The sequence below is a fragment of the Enterobacter cloacae complex sp. 2024EL-00227 genome (assembly GCF_043945315.1).
GTDB classification, from domain to species: Bacteria; Pseudomonadota; Gammaproteobacteria; order Enterobacterales; family Enterobacteriaceae; genus Enterobacter; species Enterobacter roggenkampii.
Map to the genome: position 1 here is coordinate 246,949 of NZ_JBIMQP010000006.1, position 18,669 is coordinate 265,617.

At 58.7% G+C, this 18,669-nt stretch carries 17 protein-coding genes; 11 read left to right on the forward strand and 6 right to left on the reverse strand.

Going from position 1 to position 18,669, the window contains the following annotated elements; genetic code table 11:
- The first annotated feature begins 39 nt into the window (after positions 1-39).
- The 5 genes from pheP (at position 40) to ACHH0Z_RS13170 (ending at position 6,131) form a co-directional block, all read left to right on the forward strand.
- The gene (pheP, locus tag ACHH0Z_RS13150; protein ID WP_003858894.1) at positions 40-1,428 is read left to right on the forward strand and encodes a phenylalanine transporter; all 1,389 of its coding nucleotides are present in this window, start codon (positions 40-42) and stop codon (positions 1,426-1,428) included.
- A gap of 244 nt (positions 1,429-1,672) precedes the next feature.
- Positions 1,673-2,908, forward strand: coding sequence for an MFS transporter (locus ACHH0Z_RS13155; RefSeq protein ID WP_032663994.1), 1,236 nt, complete (start codon positions 1,673-1,675; stop codon positions 2,906-2,908).
- Between the two features lie 15 nt (positions 2,909-2,923).
- A complete protein-coding gene (locus tag ACHH0Z_RS13160) occupies positions 2,924-3,949 on the forward strand; it encodes a sugar phosphate isomerase/epimerase (protein WP_045407910.1) in 1,026 nt (341 codons plus the stop codon).
- Positions 3,942-5,084 (forward strand): Gfo/Idh/MocA family protein, encoded by a 1,143-nt coding sequence (locus ACHH0Z_RS13165; RefSeq protein ID WP_045407907.1) that lies wholly within the window; start codon positions 3,942-3,944, stop codon positions 5,082-5,084. Before ACHH0Z_RS13160 ends, ACHH0Z_RS13165 begins: the two co-directional genes overlap by 8 nt.
- A gap of 75 nt (positions 5,085-5,159) precedes the next feature.
- On the forward strand, positions 5,160-6,131 hold the full coding sequence (locus ACHH0Z_RS13170) for a LacI family DNA-binding transcriptional regulator (RefSeq protein ID WP_008499380.1): 972 nt from the start codon (positions 5,160-5,162) through the stop codon (positions 6,129-6,131).
- Here the strand turns inward: ACHH0Z_RS13170 and ACHH0Z_RS13175 are convergent, their stop codons facing one another.
- Together ACHH0Z_RS13175 and ACHH0Z_RS13180 are read right to left on the reverse strand one after the other, a co-directional pair.
- A complete protein-coding gene (locus tag ACHH0Z_RS13175) occupies positions 6,132-7,376 on the reverse strand; it encodes a mechanosensitive ion channel family protein (RefSeq protein ID WP_021241588.1) in 1,245 nt (414 codons plus the stop codon).
- A 65-nt stretch (positions 7,377-7,441) separates the two neighbouring features.
- The gene (locus ACHH0Z_RS13180) at positions 7,442-8,878 is read right to left on the reverse strand and encodes an MFS transporter (RefSeq protein WP_045407904.1); all 1,437 of its coding nucleotides are present in this window, start codon (positions 8,876-8,878) and stop codon (positions 7,442-7,444) included.
- A 107-nt stretch (positions 8,879-8,985) separates the two neighbouring features.
- Here ACHH0Z_RS13180 and ACHH0Z_RS13185 point away from each other — a divergent pair, with 107 nt between their 5' ends.
- Both ACHH0Z_RS13185 and ACHH0Z_RS13190 read left to right on the forward strand, forming a co-directional pair.
- Entirely contained in the window at positions 8,986-9,855 is an 870-nt protein-coding gene (locus tag ACHH0Z_RS13185; protein WP_008499383.1) for a helix-turn-helix transcriptional regulator, read from the forward strand.
- A 149-nt stretch (positions 9,856-10,004) separates the two neighbouring features.
- Positions 10,005-10,607, forward strand: a complete 603-nt coding sequence (locus ACHH0Z_RS13190) for a hypothetical protein (RefSeq protein WP_032663988.1) — start codon at positions 10,005-10,007, stop codon at positions 10,605-10,607.
- Positions 10,608-10,634: 27 nt separating this feature from the next.
- Here the strand turns inward: ACHH0Z_RS13190 and nfsB are convergent, their stop codons facing one another.
- The 3 genes from nfsB to ACHH0Z_RS13205 form a co-directional block, all read right to left on the reverse strand.
- Entirely contained in the window at positions 10,635-11,288 is a 654-nt protein-coding gene (gene nfsB, locus ACHH0Z_RS13195) for an oxygen-insensitive NAD(P)H nitroreductase (protein ID WP_045407902.1), read from the reverse strand.
- Positions 11,289-11,408: 120 nt separating this feature from the next.
- Entirely contained in the window at positions 11,409-11,777 is a 369-nt protein-coding gene (locus ACHH0Z_RS13200; protein WP_045407899.1) for an MmcQ/YjbR family DNA-binding protein, read from the reverse strand.
- Complete coding sequence (locus tag ACHH0Z_RS13205) at positions 11,767-12,357, reverse strand: TetR/AcrR family transcriptional regulator (RefSeq protein WP_008499387.1); 591 nt, start codon at positions 12,355-12,357, stop codon at positions 11,767-11,769. The genes ACHH0Z_RS13200 and ACHH0Z_RS13205 overlap by 11 nt, the downstream gene beginning before the upstream one ends.
- 190 nt (positions 12,358-12,547) lie before the next feature.
- Here ACHH0Z_RS13205 and ACHH0Z_RS13210 point away from each other — a divergent pair, with 190 nt between their 5' ends.
- Together ACHH0Z_RS13210 and ACHH0Z_RS13215 are read left to right on the forward strand one after the other, a co-directional pair.
- Positions 12,548-13,651 (forward strand): MBL fold metallo-hydrolase, encoded by a 1,104-nt coding sequence (locus ACHH0Z_RS13210; protein ID WP_021241583.1) that lies wholly within the window; start codon positions 12,548-12,550, stop codon positions 13,649-13,651.
- A 32-nt stretch (positions 13,652-13,683) separates the two neighbouring features.
- Positions 13,684-14,025, forward strand: coding sequence for a RamA family antibiotic efflux transcriptional regulator (locus tag ACHH0Z_RS13215; RefSeq protein ID WP_010428317.1), 342 nt, complete (start codon positions 13,684-13,686; stop codon positions 14,023-14,025).
- Between the two features lie 54 nt (positions 14,026-14,079).
- Here the strand turns inward: ACHH0Z_RS13215 and ACHH0Z_RS13220 are convergent, their stop codons facing one another.
- On the reverse strand, positions 14,080-14,328 hold the full coding sequence (locus tag ACHH0Z_RS13220; RefSeq protein ID WP_013097677.1) for a DUF1158 domain-containing protein: 249 nt from the start codon (positions 14,326-14,328) through the stop codon (positions 14,080-14,082).
- 488 nt (positions 14,329-14,816) lie between these two features.
- Between ACHH0Z_RS13220 and ACHH0Z_RS13225 the strand changes: the two genes are divergently transcribed.
- Both ACHH0Z_RS13225 and ACHH0Z_RS13230 read left to right on the forward strand, forming a co-directional pair.
- The gene (locus ACHH0Z_RS13225) at positions 14,817-17,525 is read left to right on the forward strand and encodes a cation-transporting P-type ATPase (RefSeq protein ID WP_045407897.1); all 2,709 of its coding nucleotides are present in this window, start codon (positions 14,817-14,819) and stop codon (positions 17,523-17,525) included.
- 73 nt (positions 17,526-17,598) lie between these two features.
- Positions 17,599-18,663, forward strand: coding sequence for an efflux RND transporter periplasmic adaptor subunit (locus ACHH0Z_RS13230; protein WP_045407894.1), 1,065 nt, complete (start codon positions 17,599-17,601; stop codon positions 18,661-18,663).
- The last annotated feature ends 6 nt before the right edge of the window (positions 18,664-18,669 follow it).

The following is an 18,669-nucleotide window of genomic DNA, read 5'->3' on the forward strand; positions in this document are numbered from 1 at the left end:
TAAAACGTGCCCCTTCTAAAAAAGAGACAGGGGTAGGACGTGAAAGACGCGTCATCCGCTTCAGGCCATGGTAGCGCTGAAGCCTCGTCGGATCAGAATCCGACGCTGCAACGTGGTTTGCAAAATCGACATATTCAGTTAATTGCCCTTGGCGGCGCAATCGGTACCGGGCTCTTTCTCGGCATCGGCCCCGCTATTCAGATGGCCGGTCCGGCGGTGCTGCTGGGTTACGGTATCGCCGGGATTATCGCCTTCCTGATCATGCGCCAGCTTGGCGAGATGGTCGTTGAAGAGCCGGTGTCAGGCTCCTTCGCGCATTTTGCCTATAAATACTGGGGCCCGTTCGCAGGCTTCCTCTCCGGCTGGAACTACTGGGTGATGTTCGTGCTGGTGGGGATGGCGGAGCTGACTGCCGCAGGCATCTATATGCAGTACTGGCTGCCGGATGTCCCGACGTGGATCTGGGCGGCGGCCTTCTTCATCATCATTAACGCCGTTAACCTCGTCAACGTGCGCCTGTATGGTGAAACCGAGTTCTGGTTTGCGCTGATCAAGGTGCTGGCAATTATCGGCATGATCGGCTTTGGTCTGTGGCTGCTGTTCTCCGGCCACGGCGGCGAGCGGGCCACTATCGACAACCTGTGGCAGCACGGCGGCTTCCTGGCGACCGGCTGGAAAGGGCTGATCCTCTCGTTGGCGGTGATTATGTTCTCCTTCGGCGGGCTGGAGCTGATTGGCATCACCGCCGCGGAAGCGCGCGACCCGCATAAAAGCATTCCGAAAGCGGTTAACCAGGTGGTGTACCGTATCCTGCTGTTCTATATCGGCTCGCTGGTGGTGCTGCTGGCGCTCTACCCGTGGGTGGAAGTGAAGTCAGACAGCAGCCCATTCGTGATGATTTTCCACGATCTGAACAGCAACGTGGTGGCTTCTGCGCTGAACTTCGTCATTCTGGTGGCGTCGCTGTCGGTCTATAACAGCGGCGTTTACTCCAACAGCCGCATGCTGTTTGGTCTCTCCGTGCAGGGTAACGCGCCGAAATTCCTCACCCGCGTCAGCCGTCGCGGCGTGCCGGTGAACTCGCTGTTCCTTTCCGGGGCGATTACCTCGCTGGTGGTGCTGATCAACTATCTGCTACCGAAAGAGGCCTTCGGCCTGCTGATGGCGCTGGTTGTCGCTACGCTGCTGCTGAACTGGATCATGATCTGCCTCGCGCACCTGCGATTCCGCGCCGCGATGCGCCGCAAGGGGCGCGAAACGCAGTTCAAAGCGCTGCTTTACCCGGCGGGGAACTACCTCTGTATCGCGTTCCTGGGGCTGATTCTGGTGCTGATGTGCACCATGGATGAGATGCGCCTCTCGGCGATGCTGCTGCCGGTGTGGGTGGTGTTCCTGTTTATCGCATTTAAGCTCTCGCGTAAAAAGTAGCCCGTTTTTCTCCCTCTCCCTGTGGGAGAGGGCCGGAGTGAGGGCAACAGACCGCACCAAACCAGACCGCACCTGCCTTCACGCCCGGTGGCGCTGCGCTTACCGGGCCTACAAAACACTGCTTCATCTTTATCGTGACCCCCCTCCCAAATCTGTTTCGATCCACAGGATCTTTATTTTGTAATCGATTACTTTTCATTTGAATCATTTTGTAATCGATTACTTTTTCCGGGTGAGGCTTATTATGGTGTCAACTGAAAGTAGTGAAAAGACGATAGCGCAGCATCGGCTGCTGGTGCCGCGGCTGTCGCTGATGATGTTTCTGCAGTTTTTTATCTGGGGTAGCTGGTCGGTTACGCTCGGCCTGGTGATGACCCAGCACAACATGTCTCTGCTGATTGGCGATGCGTTCTCCGCCGGGCCTATCGCCTCCATTCTCTCGCCGTTCGTGCTCGGCATGCTGGTGGACCGCTTCTTCGCCTCGCAGAAGGTGATGGCGGTGATGCACCTGGCGGGCGCGGCGATCCTCTGGTTCGTGCCGGGGGCGCTGATTGCCGAGAACGGCGCGCTGCTGATTGGCCTGCTGTTTGGCTACACGCTCTGCTACATGCCGACGCTGGCGCTGACCAACAACATCGCGTTTCACAGCCTGGCAAACGTGGATAAAACCTTCCCGGTGGTGCGCGTGTTCGGCACCATCGGCTGGATCGTGGCGGGCATTTTCATCGGCGTCACCGGCGTGGCGGCAAGCGTTACCATCTTTCAGGTGGCGGCGGCCAGCTCCGTGCTGCTGGCGCTTTACAGCCTGACGCTGCCGCACACGCCTGCTCCGGCGAAAGGCCTGCCGGTGAAGGTGCGCGATCTCTTCTGCGCGGATGCCTTTGCGCTGCTCAAAACCCGCCACTTTTTCGTCTTCTCCGTCTGCGCGATGCTGATCTCCGTCCCGCTCGGCACCTATTACGCCTACACCGCCTCGTATCTGGCGGATGCGGGAATTGCCGACGTCAGCACGGCCATGTCCTTCGGGCAGATGTCCGAGATCGTCTTCATGCTGGTTATTCCGCTGCTGTTCCGCCGTCTGGGCGTGAAGGTCATGCTGCTGATCGGCATGCTGGCGTGGTTTGTGCGTTACGCCATGTTCGCACTGGGCGTCAGCGAGGAGGGGCGCATTCTGCTGTATCTCGGCATCCTGCTGCACGGCGTCTGCTACGATTTCTTCTTTGTCGTCGGCTTTATCTACACCGACCGCGTGGCGGGCGAAAAGGTGAAAGGCCAGGCCCAGAGCATGATCGTGATGTTCACCTACGGCATCGGCATGCTGCTCGGCTCGCAGATTTCCGGTGCGCTCTATAACCGCCTGGTGGCCGGGCAGACCGTGCCGCAGGCGTGGGTGACATTCTGGTGGATCCCGGCGGTGGCTGCCGCGGCGATCGCGCTGATTTTCCTTCTCACGTTTAAGTATGACGATGACAAGGCGTAATGTTCAGGAGGTGGTATGAGGACGATAAAAGGACCCGGCATTTTTCTCTCGCAGTTTATCGGCGAGGAAGCACCGTTCAACACGCTCGACGGGCTTGCAGGGTGGGCGGCTTCAAAGGGCTATAAAGCGGTGCAGATCCCCTGCAACCATCCGCATATTTTTGACGTCGAGAAAGCGGCTGAGAGCCAGGCCTACTGCGATGACATCACCGCTACGCTGGCCGCACACGGGCTGGTTATCAGCGAACTGTCGACCCATCTGGAAGGGCAGCTTGTCGCGGTAAACCCGATTTACAGCGACGCGTTTGATCACTTCGCGCCCACGTCCGTGCGCGGTAACGATGCGGCGCGCCGGGCGTGGGCCACGGAGAAGCTGAAACAGGCGGCGGTCGCCTCGGCCAGATTAGGCCTGAAAGCGCACGCCACCTTCTCCGGCTCGCTGGCCTGGCCGTTTTTCTACCCGTGGCCGCCGCATAACGAACAGCGTTTTCAGGAAGCGTTCGGGGAGCTGGCGACCCGCTGGCGGCCAATACTGGATACCTTCGACGAGCAGGGCGTGGACGTCTGCTTTGAGCTGCATCCGGGGGAAGATCTGCACGACGGCGTCACCTTCGAGCGTTTTCTGGCGCTGGTGGATAACCACCCGCGCTGCAACATTCTCTTTGATCCGAGCCACATGCTGCTGCAGCAGATGGACTACCTGGCCTTTATCGACATCTACCACGCGCGCATCAGGGCGTTCCACGTGAAGGATGCGGAGTTCCGCCCGAACGGGCGCAGCGGCGTGTACGGCGGCTACCAGCCGTGGATCAACCGCGCCGGACGCTTCCGGTCGCTCGGCGACGGGCAGATCGACTTTAAGGGCATTTTCAGCAAGCTGACCCAGTACGACTACGACGGCTGGGCGGTGCTGGAGTGGGAGTGCTGCCTGAAGGATGGCGATACCGGGGCGAGTGAAGGCAGCGAATTTATCCGCCGCCACATCATTCCGGTTGCCGGGCGCGCGTTTGACGATTTCGCCGCAGGGGGCAGCCATGATTAACGTCGGGATCGTCGGCAGCGGGTTTATTGGCCCGGCACATATCGAGGCGCTCAGGCGCCTTGGGTTTGTTCAGGTGGTCGCGCTGTGCGACGGCTCGCTCGTTAAGGCGCAGGAAAAGGCGCGCCTGCTAAACGTACCGCACGCGTACGGCAGCGTTGAGGAACTGCTCGCACACCCCGATCTGCACGTGGTGCACAACTGCACGCCTAACCACCTGCACGCGGAGATTAACCGCCAGATCCTGCGCGCGGGCAAGCACGTGTTTTCCGAAAAACCGCTGTGCATGACCCCGGACGAGGCGCGCGAGCTGGTGGCGCTGGCGGATCAGACGGGCGTGGTGCACGGCGTGAGCTTTGTCTATCGCCAGTTTGCGATGGTGCGCCAGGCGGCGAGCATGATGCGTGCGGGCAGCGTCGGGCGGCTGTTTGCCTCGCACGGCAGCTATCTGCAGGACTGGATGCTGCTGGAAACCGACTATAACTGGCGGGTGGATGCCGCGCTCGGCGGCGCATCGCGCGCGGTGGCGGATATCGGCTCCCACTGGTGCGACACGGTGCAGTTCGTCACCGGGCGGCGCATTACCGAGGTGATGGCGGATCTCGCCATCGTCTGGCCGACGCGCAGGGCCAGCAAGGGCGGGAATCAAACCTTCTCCCATGACGAACAGGCGGAGTATGTAGACAAACCGGTCACGACCGAAGACTTCGGCTCGGTGCTGTTCCGCTTTGACGACGGCAGCAAGGGCTGCTTTAGCATCTCGCAGGTGAGCGCCGGGCGTAAAAACCGCCTGACGTTTGAGATCAACGGCAGCGAGCGCTCGCTGGCGTGGGACCAGGAGGTGCCGCAGCAGCTGTGGATCGGCCATCGCGCGCAGGCCAACCAGACGCTCACCGACGATCCGGGGCTGATGAACCCTGACGTGGCCGACAGCGCCCACTTCCCCGGCGGACATATCGAAGGCTGGCCGGACGCCTTCAAAAATATGATGGCGCAGTTCTACCGCGCCGTGCAGGCGGGCGCGATGCCGGATACGCCGCAGTTTGCGACGTTTCACGATGGCGCAAACGTGATGTATATCATTGATGCCATTATGAAAAGCCATCAGCAGCAGCGTTGGGTGCGCGTGGAACAATAACGCGTTGCCCGGTTCGCCGGGCAATAAATTTATGGTAGCCTGCACAAAACGCTAACCGCAGGATGTGTCGTCGCTATGTCAATTCAGAAAATCGCTCAGCTGGCCGGGGTCTCCGTGGCGACGGTCTCCCGCGTGCTGAATAACAGCGACACCGTGAAGGCGAAAAACCGCGAGCGCGTTCTGCGGGCGATTCAGGAGAGCAACTACCAGCCAAACCTGCTCGCCCGTCAGCTGCGCACCGCCCGCAGCTATATGATCCTGGTGATGGTGTCCAACATTGCCAACCCATTCTGCGCCGAAGTGGTGAAGGGCATCGAAGCCGAGGCGGAGAAAAACGGCTACCGCATTCTGCTGTGCAACTCCGGCTCGGACATCGAGCGCTCCCGCTCGGGCTTAAGCCTGCTCTCCGGCAAAATCGTCGACGGCATTATCACCATGGACGCCTTCTCGAAGCTGCCGGAACTTGCCGCGCTGATTGGTTCTGCACCGTGGGTGCAGTGCGCCGAATATGCCGATGCGGGTGCGGTCTCCTGCGTCGGCATCAATGATGTGGACGCTTCACAGCATGCCGTCAGCCAGCTGGCCGACGGCGGCCGCAAGCGTATCGCGATGATCAACCACGATCTCAGCTACAAATATGCCCGCCTGCGCGAACGCGGCTACAAGAGCGTGATCCACCTGCGGGATCTGGACTATCAGGCGGTGGAGTATGCCAGCGATCTCAGCTCCGGGGCGGGCATGGCGGCGATGCAAAATCTGTTAAAAAATAATCCGCCGGATGCGGTATTTGCCGTTTCCGATACGCTGGCGGCGGGCGCGCTGCGCGCCATTCAGCAGGCAGGTCTTCGGGTGCCGGAGGATATTGCCGTGGTCGGCTTTGACGGTACGGAGCTGGCGGACATGATTTCGCTCACCACCATCGAACAGCCGTCGCGGGATATCGGGCGCAAGGCGGTCGATCTTCTCTTAAATAAGATCGACAACCCGGACGCGCCCACGGAAAGGGTGATGATGGACTGGCGCTTTATTTCCCGCGCCAGCACCTGATTATTGCGCGATGACGCCAGCCAGGGAGCGAATATCGTTCCCGGTTGGCGACTGGTGAATGCGCAGACCAAATTCATCCACCACCGCGAAAATATGGTCGAAGATGTCGGCCTGAATCTCCTCATATTCCGCCCAGACCACCGTGTTGGTGAAGGCGTATATTTCAATCGGCAGGCCGTTGGCGTCCGGCGCGAGCTGGCGCACCATCAGCGTCATATCTTTACGAATGCGCGGGTGGTTGCGCAGATATTCGTTCAGGTAGGCGCGGAAGGTGCCGATATTGGTCATCTTGCGCAGGTTTAATACCGATTCCCCTTCACCGTTTTTCTGATTCCACAGGCTAATTTCCTCATGGCGCGCGGCCAGATAAGGCTTCAGCAGTTTCGCCTGAATGAGTTTCTGCTGCTCCTGCTCGTCGAGAAAATGAATGCTGGTGGTATCAATGTTCAGGCTGCGCTTAATGCGTCGCCCGCCGGAGGCCGACATGCCGCTCCAGTTGATAAAGGCGTCGGAGACCAGCGCCCACGTCGGAATGGTTGTAATCGTATTATCGAAATTGCGCACTTTCACGGTGGTCAGGCCGATATCCGTCACCGTGCCGTTGGCACCGTATTTCGGCATCTCCAGCCAGTCGCCGAGCTTGAGCATATCGTTGGCGGAAAGCTGGATACCCGCTACAAGTCCAAGTATCGGATCTTTAAACACCAGCATCAGCACGGCGGCCATGGCGCCCAGACCGCTGATCAGAATCGCCGGAGACTGGCCAATCAGCAGGGAGATAATCAATATCCCCACCAGAATGGCGCTCACCAGCTTGATGCCCTGGAAAATCCCCTTCAGCGGCAGCTGCGACGCGGTGGCCATTTTCTGCGACAGATTGAAAATCACGTCCAGCAGCGAGAAGAAGGAGAGCAGGGCATAAACCATCACCCACAGCTTCGCGCAGGTGGTGAGTATTTCCGCCGCTTCGCTGCCTTTTTGCAGCCACAGTACCGCCTGGACGTTGACGATTATCCCCTGCAGGGTAAAGGCCAGACGGTGAAATAATTTATTCTGGGTGATGATCTGCAGCCATAAATGGCTGCTGGCCTGCGCGCGCTTTTCGAATGCGCGAAGTACCCCTTTGTGCAGAATAAAATGAACGATGATGGCGGTAAGAAAAATAATACCAAAGATAATCACTAAAGAGGTGGTGTGATTAATTTCAATGCCTAACTCTTCAACCTGAGCAATCAATTCCTGCATAACGTCTCCTGTATTTTTGCAGCCCCATAATGGCGGCTGCGGATCTATTATGCAAATTCACGAACTTATTTGGCGGCCTGACAGATCTTCGCCACCGGCAGGCACAGGCTATGGCGGATACGCAGCGTCGCCAGAGCAAGTACCCCCATCATAGCTGTTTCCACCATCAGGAAGACGTTCACCGCCTGGGTGTAATCCCCGTGATGGTTTTGAAGCGCGTGCAGCAAAATGGCGCCAAAAATGGCCGGGCCAAGGCCCAGCGCGGCCTGCTGCAGGGTGCTTAAAATAGCGCTCGCGGCTCCCGCGTCGTCAGGCTGAATGTCGCGCATCCCGATGCGGTAGAAACTGTTCACGATCAGCGCCTGCCCGTAGCCCACCAGTCCGGTCGCGGGTGCCAGCGTCAGGGTGGTATTCTCCATGCCCCAAACGCGGAACGTGGCGATCAGCGCCAGCAGGCCGGTAATCTGGATCGCCAGACCCGTCAGCAGGATTGTGCTGGTGCTGTAGCGGGCAATCAGCCGCGGCGCGAACCAGGCCGAAACAAAGTAGGTCACGCCCAGGGCGATAAAACTGTTCCCGGACTGCCACGGCGCCATCCCCAGACCGGTTTGCATGGTCAGTGCCATACAGAACATAAACCCGGACCAGGCGCTGAAAAAGAGCATCGCAATCAGGACGCCAAAGCGCACGCTGCGAAGCGCAAGCAGGCGCGGCGGGATCAGCGGGTGGGCATTCTCACGCTCTTTTTTGCGCGCGTTCAGCGCCATCAGCCAGGCCAGCGGGACAAGGGCGAGCAGCATCGCCTTCAGCGGCCAGGACCAGTGCCACTGGGGGCCGAGCGCCATCGGGAACAGCAGGCAGCAAAGCATGACCGCCAGCAGCGCGGTACCCGGCCAGTCGATGCGTGACGGCGTCTCGCGACGGGTTTCCGGTACGAAGCGGCGGCTCAACGCCAGCACCACCAGACAAATCGGCACGTTGATAAAGAAGGCGTTACGCCAGCCCAGCCCGGCGATATCCGCCGATACCAGCCAGCCGCCGCCCATTTGTCCCACGATAAACGCAATCCCGCCGATGCCGCCGAACAGGCTGATGGCTTTGGCGTGGGCGGTGCCTTTCAGCGTGACGTGCAGCGTGGCAAGAATTTGCGGCACGATCAGTGCGGCCCCCGCGCCCTGAACGATGCGCGCGGCGAGCAGCTGTTCAATGTTCCCCGCCATTCCGCACAGCAGCGAGGCCAGGCCAAAGCTCGCCACACCCCACATGAACAGACGACGACGGCCAAAGTTATCCCCCAGCTTGCTGCCGAGCGCAAGGCAGACGGCAAAGGCCACGCCGTAGAGCGCGACGATGAGCTCCAGTTCGGTAGCGGTCGCATGCAGTGAATGGGTGATGGCGTCCAGCGCCACGTTGGTGATTGAGGTATCAATCATCGGCAGCATCTGGCCGGTCAACAGCAGTATCAGGCCAGCGCGACCCGGTGAAACAACTGACGTATTCATGGTAACTCCATTGCGTCATTCAACAGATGGTCGTAGCATCTACCATCAGATAAACGGGTACCAGTTCTTGCTTATACTGGTACTGGCACTACCATGCAGGGGGATTTATGGCGCTGATGTCTGAACCGGTCGTTTCACGTCAGGATGACACCCGAAAACAGCTCGGGGCATTTTTACGCGCCCGGCGGGAAAGTCTCGATCCGCAGCGCTTAGGTTTGCCGCGCAGCGGTCGCCGCCGCACGCCGGGCCTGCGCCGGGAAGAGGTGGCGATGCTCGCTGATGTAGGCGTCACCTGGTACACCTGGCTTGAGCAGGGCAGGGACGTCAATCCGTCCAGCGCGGTGATGGCGGCCGTGGCAAAAGCGCTGCAATGCACCCCGACCGAGGCCCGGCACCTGTTTGTGTTAGCGGGTTTGCCGCCGGGTGAAGCGCCGCAGGCGGTCTGCTGCGAAGGTATCAGCGAAGGCACGCGACGCCTGCTGGATACGCTGATGCCGAAACCCGCCAGCATTCAGAAACCGAACTTCGATATCGTGGCGTGGAACGACAGCTTCGGGCATCTGATGGGTGTCGATTTCAATGACATCCCTCCCGAAGATCGCAACTGTATTTATCTGTTCCTCACGCATCCGGCGTGGCGCGCGCGCCTCGGCAGACGCGACGACGTGCTGCCCATCTTTGTCTCCTATTTCCGCGCGGCGATGGCCGAACACCGGGGCGATCCGCTGTGGGAGGCCAAGCTGGCGCGCTTCTTTGCAGTGTCCGAAGAGTTTAAAACCCTGTGGCACCAGCGCAACGACGTGCGCGGCGTGGAGAACCAGCTCAAGCTGTTTACCCATCCCGAGCTGGGGGATTTTACGCTGCAGCAGATGTACTGGTATTCCGCGCCGCGAAACGGATCGCGGCTGCTGGTGTATCTGCCGGTGGATGAGGCGGGAGAGCGGGCGATGGCGTGGCTGGCGGCGCAGGGGAAATAATTTTTGCGAGGGGCTTTCAGGGAATAAGAGCCGTCTCTGCTAAGTGGAGAAGACTGGCGTAATGTGGGGGTTAACTTAAACCCATCACTGAATCGACATCATTTCGACGGGGTGTTAAGTCGTCTATACTCACGCCATGAGAAACCACCATGTCGCCACTGATGATTGATTTCGCAGATTTCAGCCAAAAATTAGGCCTTATCTCCCGAAACGTCGAACATACCGAAGCGTTTCTTGCGCGGGGTACGGTGGATTTTCATCTGCCCGGATTTATGCTGCCTGTGGGATATCGCTTGTTAAAATCGCGCTACGGCGATGAATACCGTCTCGTGACCACCGAGGACGGAAAACCCTATACGGCGTATGCGGTCAAGCTGACGTTTCATAAAGAAATTACGTTCCCCCACGGTGCTGCGACACAGGTCATGGTGTGGCGTACGCCACGCGCTGTCCATCAGCGGGTTATAAGTGGTTTACCACAATCCTTCTTTCAATGGGTGCTAAGCGAATACGACATTGTTGTGTCTGACAGCGAACAAACCGGCGACGGACAGCGGTTTTGGTTACGCATGATAGACTGGGCGTTCAGCATGAATTATCGGATAAGCGTGGCTGACGGTACGGTAGGAGAAGAGTGGCACTTAACGCCGGTGAGCTCATATGCCGAGCTGGAAGAGCGCTGGATTGCGTTTGCCTGGGGACACGATCGTGATGTGCACCCACATCGCAGGTTAGTCATCAGTAAAGCGTAACGGGCCGCACAGAGCGGCCCGTTTTGTTTAGCACTCGGTCACAGTCGTGCTCAGCGGCAGGCGAGATTTCGGCAGCGTGGCGTTGAAATCTTCCACGCTGTGATGCCCAACCGGCACCACCACCAGGCTGGTGAAGCCTTTCTCTTTCAGGCCAAACTCTTCGTCGAGGATCGCGGCGTCGAAACCTTCAATCGGTACCGCGTCCAGGCCCAGCGCAGCCACGCCCAGCAGGAAGTTACCGACGTTCAGGTAAACCTGCTTCGCCATCCACTGGTCGTCGTCTTTCAGATCCACGCGGTGCATGTCGGCAAAGTAGGTACGGCCCTTATGGTTTGCCGCTTTCGCTTCCGGGGAATTAAAGCGACCATCGGCCTCTTCCTGATCGACAACGCGCTCCAGCCAGGCGTCGTCCATCGCAGTTTTCGCGCAGAACACCACCACGTGAGACGCATCCAGCATTTTGCGTTCGTTGAACACATAGGTGCCCGCCGCGGATTTCGCCACGCGCGCTTTTCCTTCCTCGGTGCTGGCGACAATAAAGTGCCACGGCTGGGAGTTGGTGCTGGACGGGCTGTACTGCAGCAGGGTTTTGATTTTTTCCGCTTCTTCAGCGGTCAGTTTTTTGCTTGCGTCGAACGCCTTGGTGGAGTGGCGTTTCAGCGCAACAGAAATGATATCCATAACAACTCCTGATGATGAAATTCGCCCGCGTGCGGGCGCGAAAGGTGAGCAGATTACAGCGGGACGTGGAAAAAGATAAGGGCAATTCGAGCGCTTAATCTGTTCGTCTCAGACGAACAATCAGACCGGCCGGATCAACTTCTGGTCTTTTTTCGGCAGTTTATCCACCACCAGATGCCAGGAATCATTGATGAGATCGGTAACCAGTTCCGGCGTCACGTCGTCCGTACCGTAAAGGGAAATCCAGTGCTTTTTGTTGAGGTGATAGCCCGGTTCAACGCCGCGATAAATCTGCTGATTTAACAGCGATTTTTCCGGGTCTGACTTCAGGCTAACGTGCGGCCGCCCGTGCGCGACGGCCACAATCATGAAAATTTTCCCGCCCACTTTAAACACGTCAAACTCCGGCCCAAACGGCCAGCAGTGTTCGGTGAACGGCAGTTCCAGCGCCACGCGTTTTGCGTGCTCCTGCAACGTTTTACTGTCCATCGCTCTCTTCCTGGGCAAGCCCGCGCCACATTACCTCAAAGCCGAGCGCTTTAAACTCAACGGCGCGGGACGGATCGCGGGTGGCAAATTCCATCGTGCTTTCGGCCAGCGATAAGAAAAGCGCATCGCCAAACGTTTTAAATTCATCAGACATAAACACCTGACGCACCGAGCGGCGGCAGAGCTCATGCAGCTCCGGGAACATCTCTTTCACCGCCTGTTCCGTTTCGGCGCTCAGCTTTTCACTGACGCCAATCTGGCGGATCGCCGCATGGGCAACCGGGTTACGAATACCCCAGTCCACATAGCTGTTCCAGATATTGCGGGTATGTTCTTTGGGCAGCGTGATGGTGCGATCGAGGTTCGCCAGCATGGTCTGGCAGAGATCCTGCTTCAGGTGCAGATAGAGGGCATTCAGCAGATCGTCTTTCGTAGCAAAGTAGCGGAACAGGGTGCCTTCGGCGACGCCCGCCTTACGGGCAATGAGCGCCGTTGAGGCGGCAATACCTGACTGTGCAAACGCCGTGGTTGCGGCGTCCAGTAAGGCCTGTTTTTTATCTTCACTCTTCGGACGTGCCACTAAATTTTTCCTCCTGTCAATTATAAAAACCCTGATTGAAACACGTGCTTTGACACGCTGCAACGCGGAATGTCAAAGATCGAAAACGTCTTGACGACTTTATCATCATATCTATAATGAGTGCTTACTCACTCATAATCAAGTTTACCCTGCGCACGCTATCGGATGGGGCGCGTTTTCGGGTCAGGATATGAAAAAACCTCTCTTCATCTGCGTGGTGTTAATCATGATTATTGCTTCAGCCGCGAGTTTACCGTTTGTTCTGAATGCCGGATTCGGCCAGCCGCCGCAGGGTGAACGGCTTACTGAAGTGGAGGCCTCTCCACAGTATCGCGAGGGGAAATTCCACAATACGCTGCCGACGCCGGGTTATAACGGTGACAAAAATATGCTGGTCGCGATGTGGGAGTTTCTGACCAAAAAAACCGAAAACGCTCGCCCGGCCCAGCCGCTGCCGCTGGTGAAAACCGATCTTGCGAGCCTGCCGCTGGAGCAGGACACCCTGGTGTGGCTCGGTCACTCCTCGTGGTATCTGCAGCTCGCGGGTAAACGGATCCTCATTGACCCGGTTCTTGGCAACTATGCCGCGCCGTTCTCGTTCCTCAATAAGGCTTTTGCCGGCGAGTATCCGTGGCGGGCAGAAATTATGCCGGCGATCGACCTGCTGATTATCTCGCACGATCACTACGATCATCTGGATTACGCCACCATCAGGGCGCTACTGCCGAAGGTGAAGCGGGTGGTGACGCCGCTGGGCGTCGGCTCCCACCTGCGTTACTGGGGGATGAAGCCCGAGATTATTGACGAGCGTGACTGGAACCAGTCGGTGCGCATCAGCGATGCGTTGACGGTGCACGTTCTGCCGGCGCGTCACTTCTCCGGCCGCGGCATCAAACGCGATCGCACCTTGTGGGGCAGCTTCATGTTCGTCACGCCAGAGCAGAAGGTTTACTACAGCGGGGATTCCGGTTACGGCCCGCACTTCAGGGCCATCGGTGAACAGTTTGGCGAAGTGGACGTCGCCATCATGGAAAACGGCCAGTACGACCAGGACTGGAAGTACATCCACATGCTGCCGGAGGAAACGGCGCAGGCCTCGGCGGATCTGAACGCGAAAGCCGTGGTGCCCGGGCATAACGGACGCTTCGTGCTGGCGAAACACGCCTGGAACGATCCGCTGATCCAGCTGGCAAAAGCCAGCCAGGATAAAAATTATCGGTTGCTGACGCCGGAACTGGGCGAGCCCGTCCGGGTAAGCGACACCGCGCAAACCTTTCGTGCGTGGTGGGAATAATGTTTAAGCGAGAAGCAGAGGGGGACAGCAGTATGACCATTTCCGCTCAAGTCATCGACACTATCGTCGAATGGATCGACGACAATCTGCACCAGCCATTACGAATAGAAGAGATTGCCCGCCACGCGGGTTACTCGAAGTGGCACCTGCAGCGGCTGTTTATGCAGTACAAAGGGGAGAGTCTGGGGCGCTATATCCGTGAACGCAAGCTGCTGCTGGCGGCGCGCGATCTGCGTGAATCCGACGCCCGGGTGTACGACATCTGCCTGCGTTACGGGTTTGACTCGCAGCAGACGTTTACCCGCATCTTTACCCGCACGTTCAACCAGCCGCCTGGCGCGTACCGTAAAGAGAACCATAGCCAGACACATTAACCTGTCGCGTGTAGGCCGGGTAAGGCGTAGCCGCCACCCGGCCTTTTTATGGGCTCACGACGCCAGTGAAAACCAGCGTCGCCAGACGAAACGCAGCACGAAGAATTCAATCGCCCCAAGCAGTAAAAACCACACGCAGAACAGAATGGTATAGAGCTGGTTAAGATCGACCATGTGAAAGGTCTGAACCAGCTTCTGCGCCAGTACCAGCCCAAGCGAAGGCGCAGGGAGCAGCAGGCATGAAAGCAGTGCCAGCAATAAAATGCCGCCTGCGGTGAGCAGCGACTCTAGCGGGTGTTTCATCGTAATGTTAATCGTCAGTTAAAAATGTCATTGTCCGGCATCCCGGAACGTAAAGCAATATAAACCCGGCGCACGTTTACGGATAAAACGAATGCGCTATTCTGTGAATAATTAACAGAAAAAGATAAATATCCCAGACGCGATTAAATAATTATCGCGTAGTGTAAATAAACGTCCGTCTCAGGAAAATAATTTTACAAATGTATAGGTGCTATAACCAATTAACGTGGCAATAACAATGGCCGCGATAACGTATAACACCAGTCTGCGCCCGCGATAAATACCCCACATGGTTCCCCCTCGTTTAGTTTTGGTTTAGAAATATTTTGTAAAAATCAGATCATCGAAATAGTTTTAATCAGTTTTGAATAACCGAGAAGTCATTATATTGCGGTAGATCAATTTTACCCGCAAGACTTTAAAATGAATTTATTTAAGCCCGAAAGGAATTCAGGCTTCTGTTCACCGGAAATTGAAGGAAAAATACGATGACTGAAAAAAAAGTGATTCCGAACGTGCCGCCTTCCGGCGGGCTGGCATACCAGCAGACCGTAGAGCAGGTGCTTGCTCACGCGCAGAGCCAGGCCAGCGGTCTGGACCGTGCAGAGGCGCAGGCGCGTCTGCAAAAAACAGGGCCGAACGCGCTGCCGGAGAAAAAAGGGAAACCCGCCTGGCTGCGTTTCCTGGCCCATTTTAATGATGTCCTGATTTATGTCCTGCTGGCCGCCGCCGTATTAACGGCAGTAATGGGCCACTGGGTCGATACGCTGGTTATTTTGGGCGTGGCGGTAATCAATGCATTAATTGGTCATATTCAGGAAAGCAACGCGGAAAAATCCCTGAAGAGTATTCGTAATATGCTCGCCAGCGAGGCGCGCGTTATTCGTAACGGCAACCATGAAACAATTCCCACAACTGAAATAGTCCCGGGCGATATTATTGTATTACGCGCGGGAGATCGTATTCCGGCGGATATGCGTTTAATTGAAGCGCATAATTTACGCGTGGAAGAGGCGATTCTGACCGGTGAATCCACCGTGGTGGATAAACACGTTAATCCGCTGAGCGGCGAATTACCGCTGGGCGATCGCACCAATATGGTCTTCTCCGGGACGACCGTCAGCGCGGGCGGCGGCATCGGCGTGGTCACCGCCACCGGTCAGGATACGGAACTCGGCCACATCAACCAGATGATGGCGGGTATCGAGAAGCACCGTACGCCGCTGCTGGTGCAGATGGACAAGCTGGGTAAGGCGATCTTCGCGATTATTCTGGCGATGATGGCCGCGCTGTTTGTCTTCAGCCTGGCGTTCCGCGAGATCCCGATGGGCGAGCTGCTGCTCTCCCTGATCAGCCTGGCGGTCGCCTCCGTACCGGAAGGTCTGCCGGCGATTATCTCCATCATCCTCTCCCTGGGCGTGCAGGCAATGGCGCGCAAGCGGGCCATCATCCGCAAGCTGCCGACGGTGGAAACGCTCGGTGCGATGACCGTGGTCTGCTCGGATAAAACCGGCACCCTGACCATGAACGAGATGACGGTCAAAGCCATCATCACCGCCGACGCCTGCTACCGCGTGGACGGCAACAGCTACGAGCCGGTGGGTAACCTCTACCTGGAAGGCAGCGACGAGCCGGTCCACATCCAGCCGGGCACCGTGCTGGAGCAGTATCTGCGCACCATCGACCTGTGTAACGACAGCCAGCTGATTCAGGACGAGCGCGGCCTGTGGGGCATTACCGGTGGGCCGACCGAGGGCGCGCTGAAGGTGCTGGCGGCGAAGGCCAACCTTGAGCCGGTCAAGACCACGCTGGTTAACAAAATCCCGTTCGACTCGCAGTACAAGTACATGAGCACCCACTACCAGATTGGCGGTGAGGAGCAGATCCTGATCACCGGGGCGCCGGACGTCATTTTCGCCCTGTGCGCCGAGCAGCAGACCCGTCACGGTGCGGAAGCCTTCAACCGCGCGTACTGGGAAAGTGAGATGGAGCGCTATGCGCGTCAGGGGCTGCGGATGGTCGCCGCGGCGTTCAAGCCGGCGAACGGCGAGCAGGAACTGACGCACGATGACCTGAGCCACGGCCTGATCTTCCTCGGCATCGCCGGGATGATGGATCCGCCGCGCCCGGAAGCGATTGACGCGATTAACGCCTGCCAGCAGGCGGGGATCCGCGTGAAGATGATCACCGGCGATCACCCGCAGACGGCAATGAGCATCGGGCAGATGCTGGGGATCAGCAACAGCGAGCAGGCGGTCACCGGCTATGAGCTGGAGAAGATGGACGATGCCGCCTTGGCGGACGCGGCAGTGAAGTATGACATCTTCGCCCGTACCAGCCCTGAGCATAAGCTGCGCCTGGTGAAAGCGCTGCAGGACAAAGGCGAAATCGTCGGCATGACCGGCGACGGCGTGAACGATGCCCCGGCGCTGCGTCAGGCGGACGTGGGTATTGCGATGGGCATTAAGGGCACGGAAGTGACCAAAGAGGCGGCGGACATGGTCCTGACGGACGATAACTTCGCCACCATCGCCAGCGCGGTGAAAGAGGGGCGTCGCGTTTACGACAACCTGAAGAAGACCATCCTGTTCATCATGCCGACCAACCTGGCGCAGGGGCTGCTGATTGTGATTGCGCTGCTGGCGGGGAACATCATTCCGCTGACGCCGGTGCTGATTCTGTGGATGAACATGGCGACCTCCGCCACGCTCTCCTTCGGCCTGGCCTTTGAAGCCGCCGAGCGCAACATCATGCGCCGTCCGCCGCGTCAGACCGGGCAGCACGTGATGGACGCCTACGCCGTCTGGCGCGTGGCCTTCGTCGGCACCATGATTGCCATCGCCGCCTTTGCGCTGGAAGCCTGGCTGGCCCCGCGCGGCCACAGCGCGGAGTTCATCCGCACCGTGCTGCTGCAGATGCTGGTCTGCGCCCAGTGGGTATACATGATTAACTGCCGCAACACCGAAGGGTTCTCCCTCAACCGTGGCCTGCTGGCGAACAAAGGGATCTGGCTGGTGACGGGCGTGCTGTTCCTGCTCCAGGCGGCGATTATCTACCTGCCGTTTATGCAGATGCTGTTCGGTACCGAAGCCCTGCCGCTGCGTTACTGGTTTGTGACCCTGGCCGTTGCAGGCGTGATGTTCTTCGTCGTCGAAATCGAGAAGCGGCTGACCCGCAGGTTCCGTAAGGCTGCATAACCTTTTGCCCTCACCCTAACCCTCTCCCTTTGGGAGAGGGCCGGGGTGAGGGCAACAACCCTGAGGTACTCCCATGAAACTCCCACTCCTGTTCGCGCTTCTCGCCTGCACTCTGCACCCCGCATTCGCTGCCGCCATTCCCGTTCGCGTCGCCACCGTGGAGCAAACCGCCCACGCCGCCGAGCGCCAGATCCCGGGCCGCATCGAAGCCATTCACACCGTTGAGCTACGCGCACGCACGGAGGGCGCGATCGCCAAAATCCATTTCCGCGACGGGCAGTACGTGAAAAAAGGCGACGTGCTGTTTGAGCTGGACGACGCCGAGCCGCGTGCCGCCCTGCGCCTGGCGCAGGCCGAAGTGAAAAGCGCCGAAGCCACGCTGCGCCAGGCGCAGCAGCAGCTTTCCCGCTTTGAAAGCCTCGGCAGCAGCAACGCCATCAGCCGTCACGACGTGGACAACGCCCGCATGCAGCGCGACGTCGCCAGCGCCGCTCTCGAGCAGGCGAAGGCCCGGCTCGACGCCCGCCGTGTCACCCTGGGCTACACCCGCATCACCTCGCCGATTGACGGCCGCGTGGGGCACAGCAGCTTCCACGTGGGTAGCCTGGTCAACCCGGCGAGCGGCGTTTTGGTGGAGGTGGTGCAGCTTGACCCGATCCGCATCGCCTTTGCGCTGGAAGAGGGGGCGTTTGCCGCCAAAGCCGGACAGCATGCGGATATCAACGCCATGAAGCGTGCCTGGCAGGCGCTGATCGACAGCAACGGCCAGCGCGTCAGCGGCGAGCTGACGTCAGTGGATAACCGCGTTGACCCGCGCACCGCCAGCGTGATGCTGCGCGCCGAGTTTGCCAATCCGCGCCATCAGCTGCTGCCCGGCGGCAATGTGAACGTGTTTTTGCGCCCGGCAAGCGAGCAGCCGGTGCTGACCCTCCCCGCCGCCGCAGTCCAGCAGAACGGCGACGGGTTCTTTGCCTGGGTGGTTAACGCCGACGGCAACGCCGAAATGCGCCCGCTGAAGATAGCCGGACAGATTGGCCAGCAGTTCCAGATTACCTCCGGCGTGAAGCCCGGCGAGCGAGCGATTACTGACGGCGCGCAGCGCGTGCAGCCCGCCGCTGCCGTCCAGATACTCAACTAAGGAGCC

What these genes read in the sequence shown, in the direction of transcription:
- ACHH0Z_RS13155 (WP_032663994.1), top strand. Translation starts at nt 1,673, where the DNA reads ATGGTGTCAACTGAAAGTAGTGAAAAGACGATAGCGCAGCATCGGCTG.
- ACHH0Z_RS13160 (WP_045407910.1), top strand. Translation starts at nt 2,924, where the DNA reads ATGAGGACGATAAAAGGACCCGGCATTTTTCTCTCGCAGTTTATCGGC.
- ACHH0Z_RS13165 (WP_045407907.1), top strand. Translation starts at nt 3,942, where the DNA reads ATGATTAACGTCGGGATCGTCGGCAGCGGGTTTATTGGCCCGGCACAT.
- ACHH0Z_RS13170 (WP_008499380.1), top strand. Translation starts at nt 5,160, where the DNA reads ATGTCAATTCAGAAAATCGCTCAGCTGGCCGGGGTCTCCGTGGCGACG.
- ACHH0Z_RS13175 (WP_021241588.1), bottom strand. Translation starts at nt 7,376, where the DNA reads ATGCAGGAATTGATTGCTCAGGTTGAAGAGTTAGGCATTGAAATTAAT.
- ACHH0Z_RS13180 (WP_045407904.1), bottom strand. Translation starts at nt 8,878, where the DNA reads ATGAATACGTCAGTTGTTTCACCGGGTCGCGCTGGCCTGATACTGCTG.
- ACHH0Z_RS13185 (WP_008499383.1), top strand. Translation starts at nt 8,986, where the DNA reads ATGGCGCTGATGTCTGAACCGGTCGTTTCACGTCAGGATGACACCCGA.
- ACHH0Z_RS13190 (WP_032663988.1), top strand. Translation starts at nt 10,005, where the DNA reads ATGTCGCCACTGATGATTGATTTCGCAGATTTCAGCCAAAAATTAGGC.
- nfsB (WP_045407902.1), bottom strand. Translation starts at nt 11,288, where the DNA reads ATGGATATCATTTCTGTTGCGCTGAAACGCCACTCCACCAAGGCGTTC.
- ACHH0Z_RS13200 (WP_045407899.1), bottom strand. Translation starts at nt 11,777, where the DNA reads ATGGACAGTAAAACGTTGCAGGAGCACGCAAAACGCGTGGCGCTGGAA.
- ACHH0Z_RS13210 (WP_021241583.1), top strand. Translation starts at nt 12,548, where the DNA reads ATGAAAAAACCTCTCTTCATCTGCGTGGTGTTAATCATGATTATTGCT.
- ACHH0Z_RS13215 (WP_010428317.1), top strand. Translation starts at nt 13,684, where the DNA reads ATGACCATTTCCGCTCAAGTCATCGACACTATCGTCGAATGGATCGAC.
- ACHH0Z_RS13220 (WP_013097677.1), bottom strand. Translation starts at nt 14,328, where the DNA reads ATGAAACACCCGCTAGAGTCGCTGCTCACCGCAGGCGGCATTTTATTG.
- ACHH0Z_RS13225 (WP_045407897.1), top strand. Translation starts at nt 14,817, where the DNA reads ATGACTGAAAAAAAAGTGATTCCGAACGTGCCGCCTTCCGGCGGGCTG.
- ACHH0Z_RS13230 (WP_045407894.1), top strand. Translation starts at nt 17,599, where the DNA reads ATGAAACTCCCACTCCTGTTCGCGCTTCTCGCCTGCACTCTGCACCCC.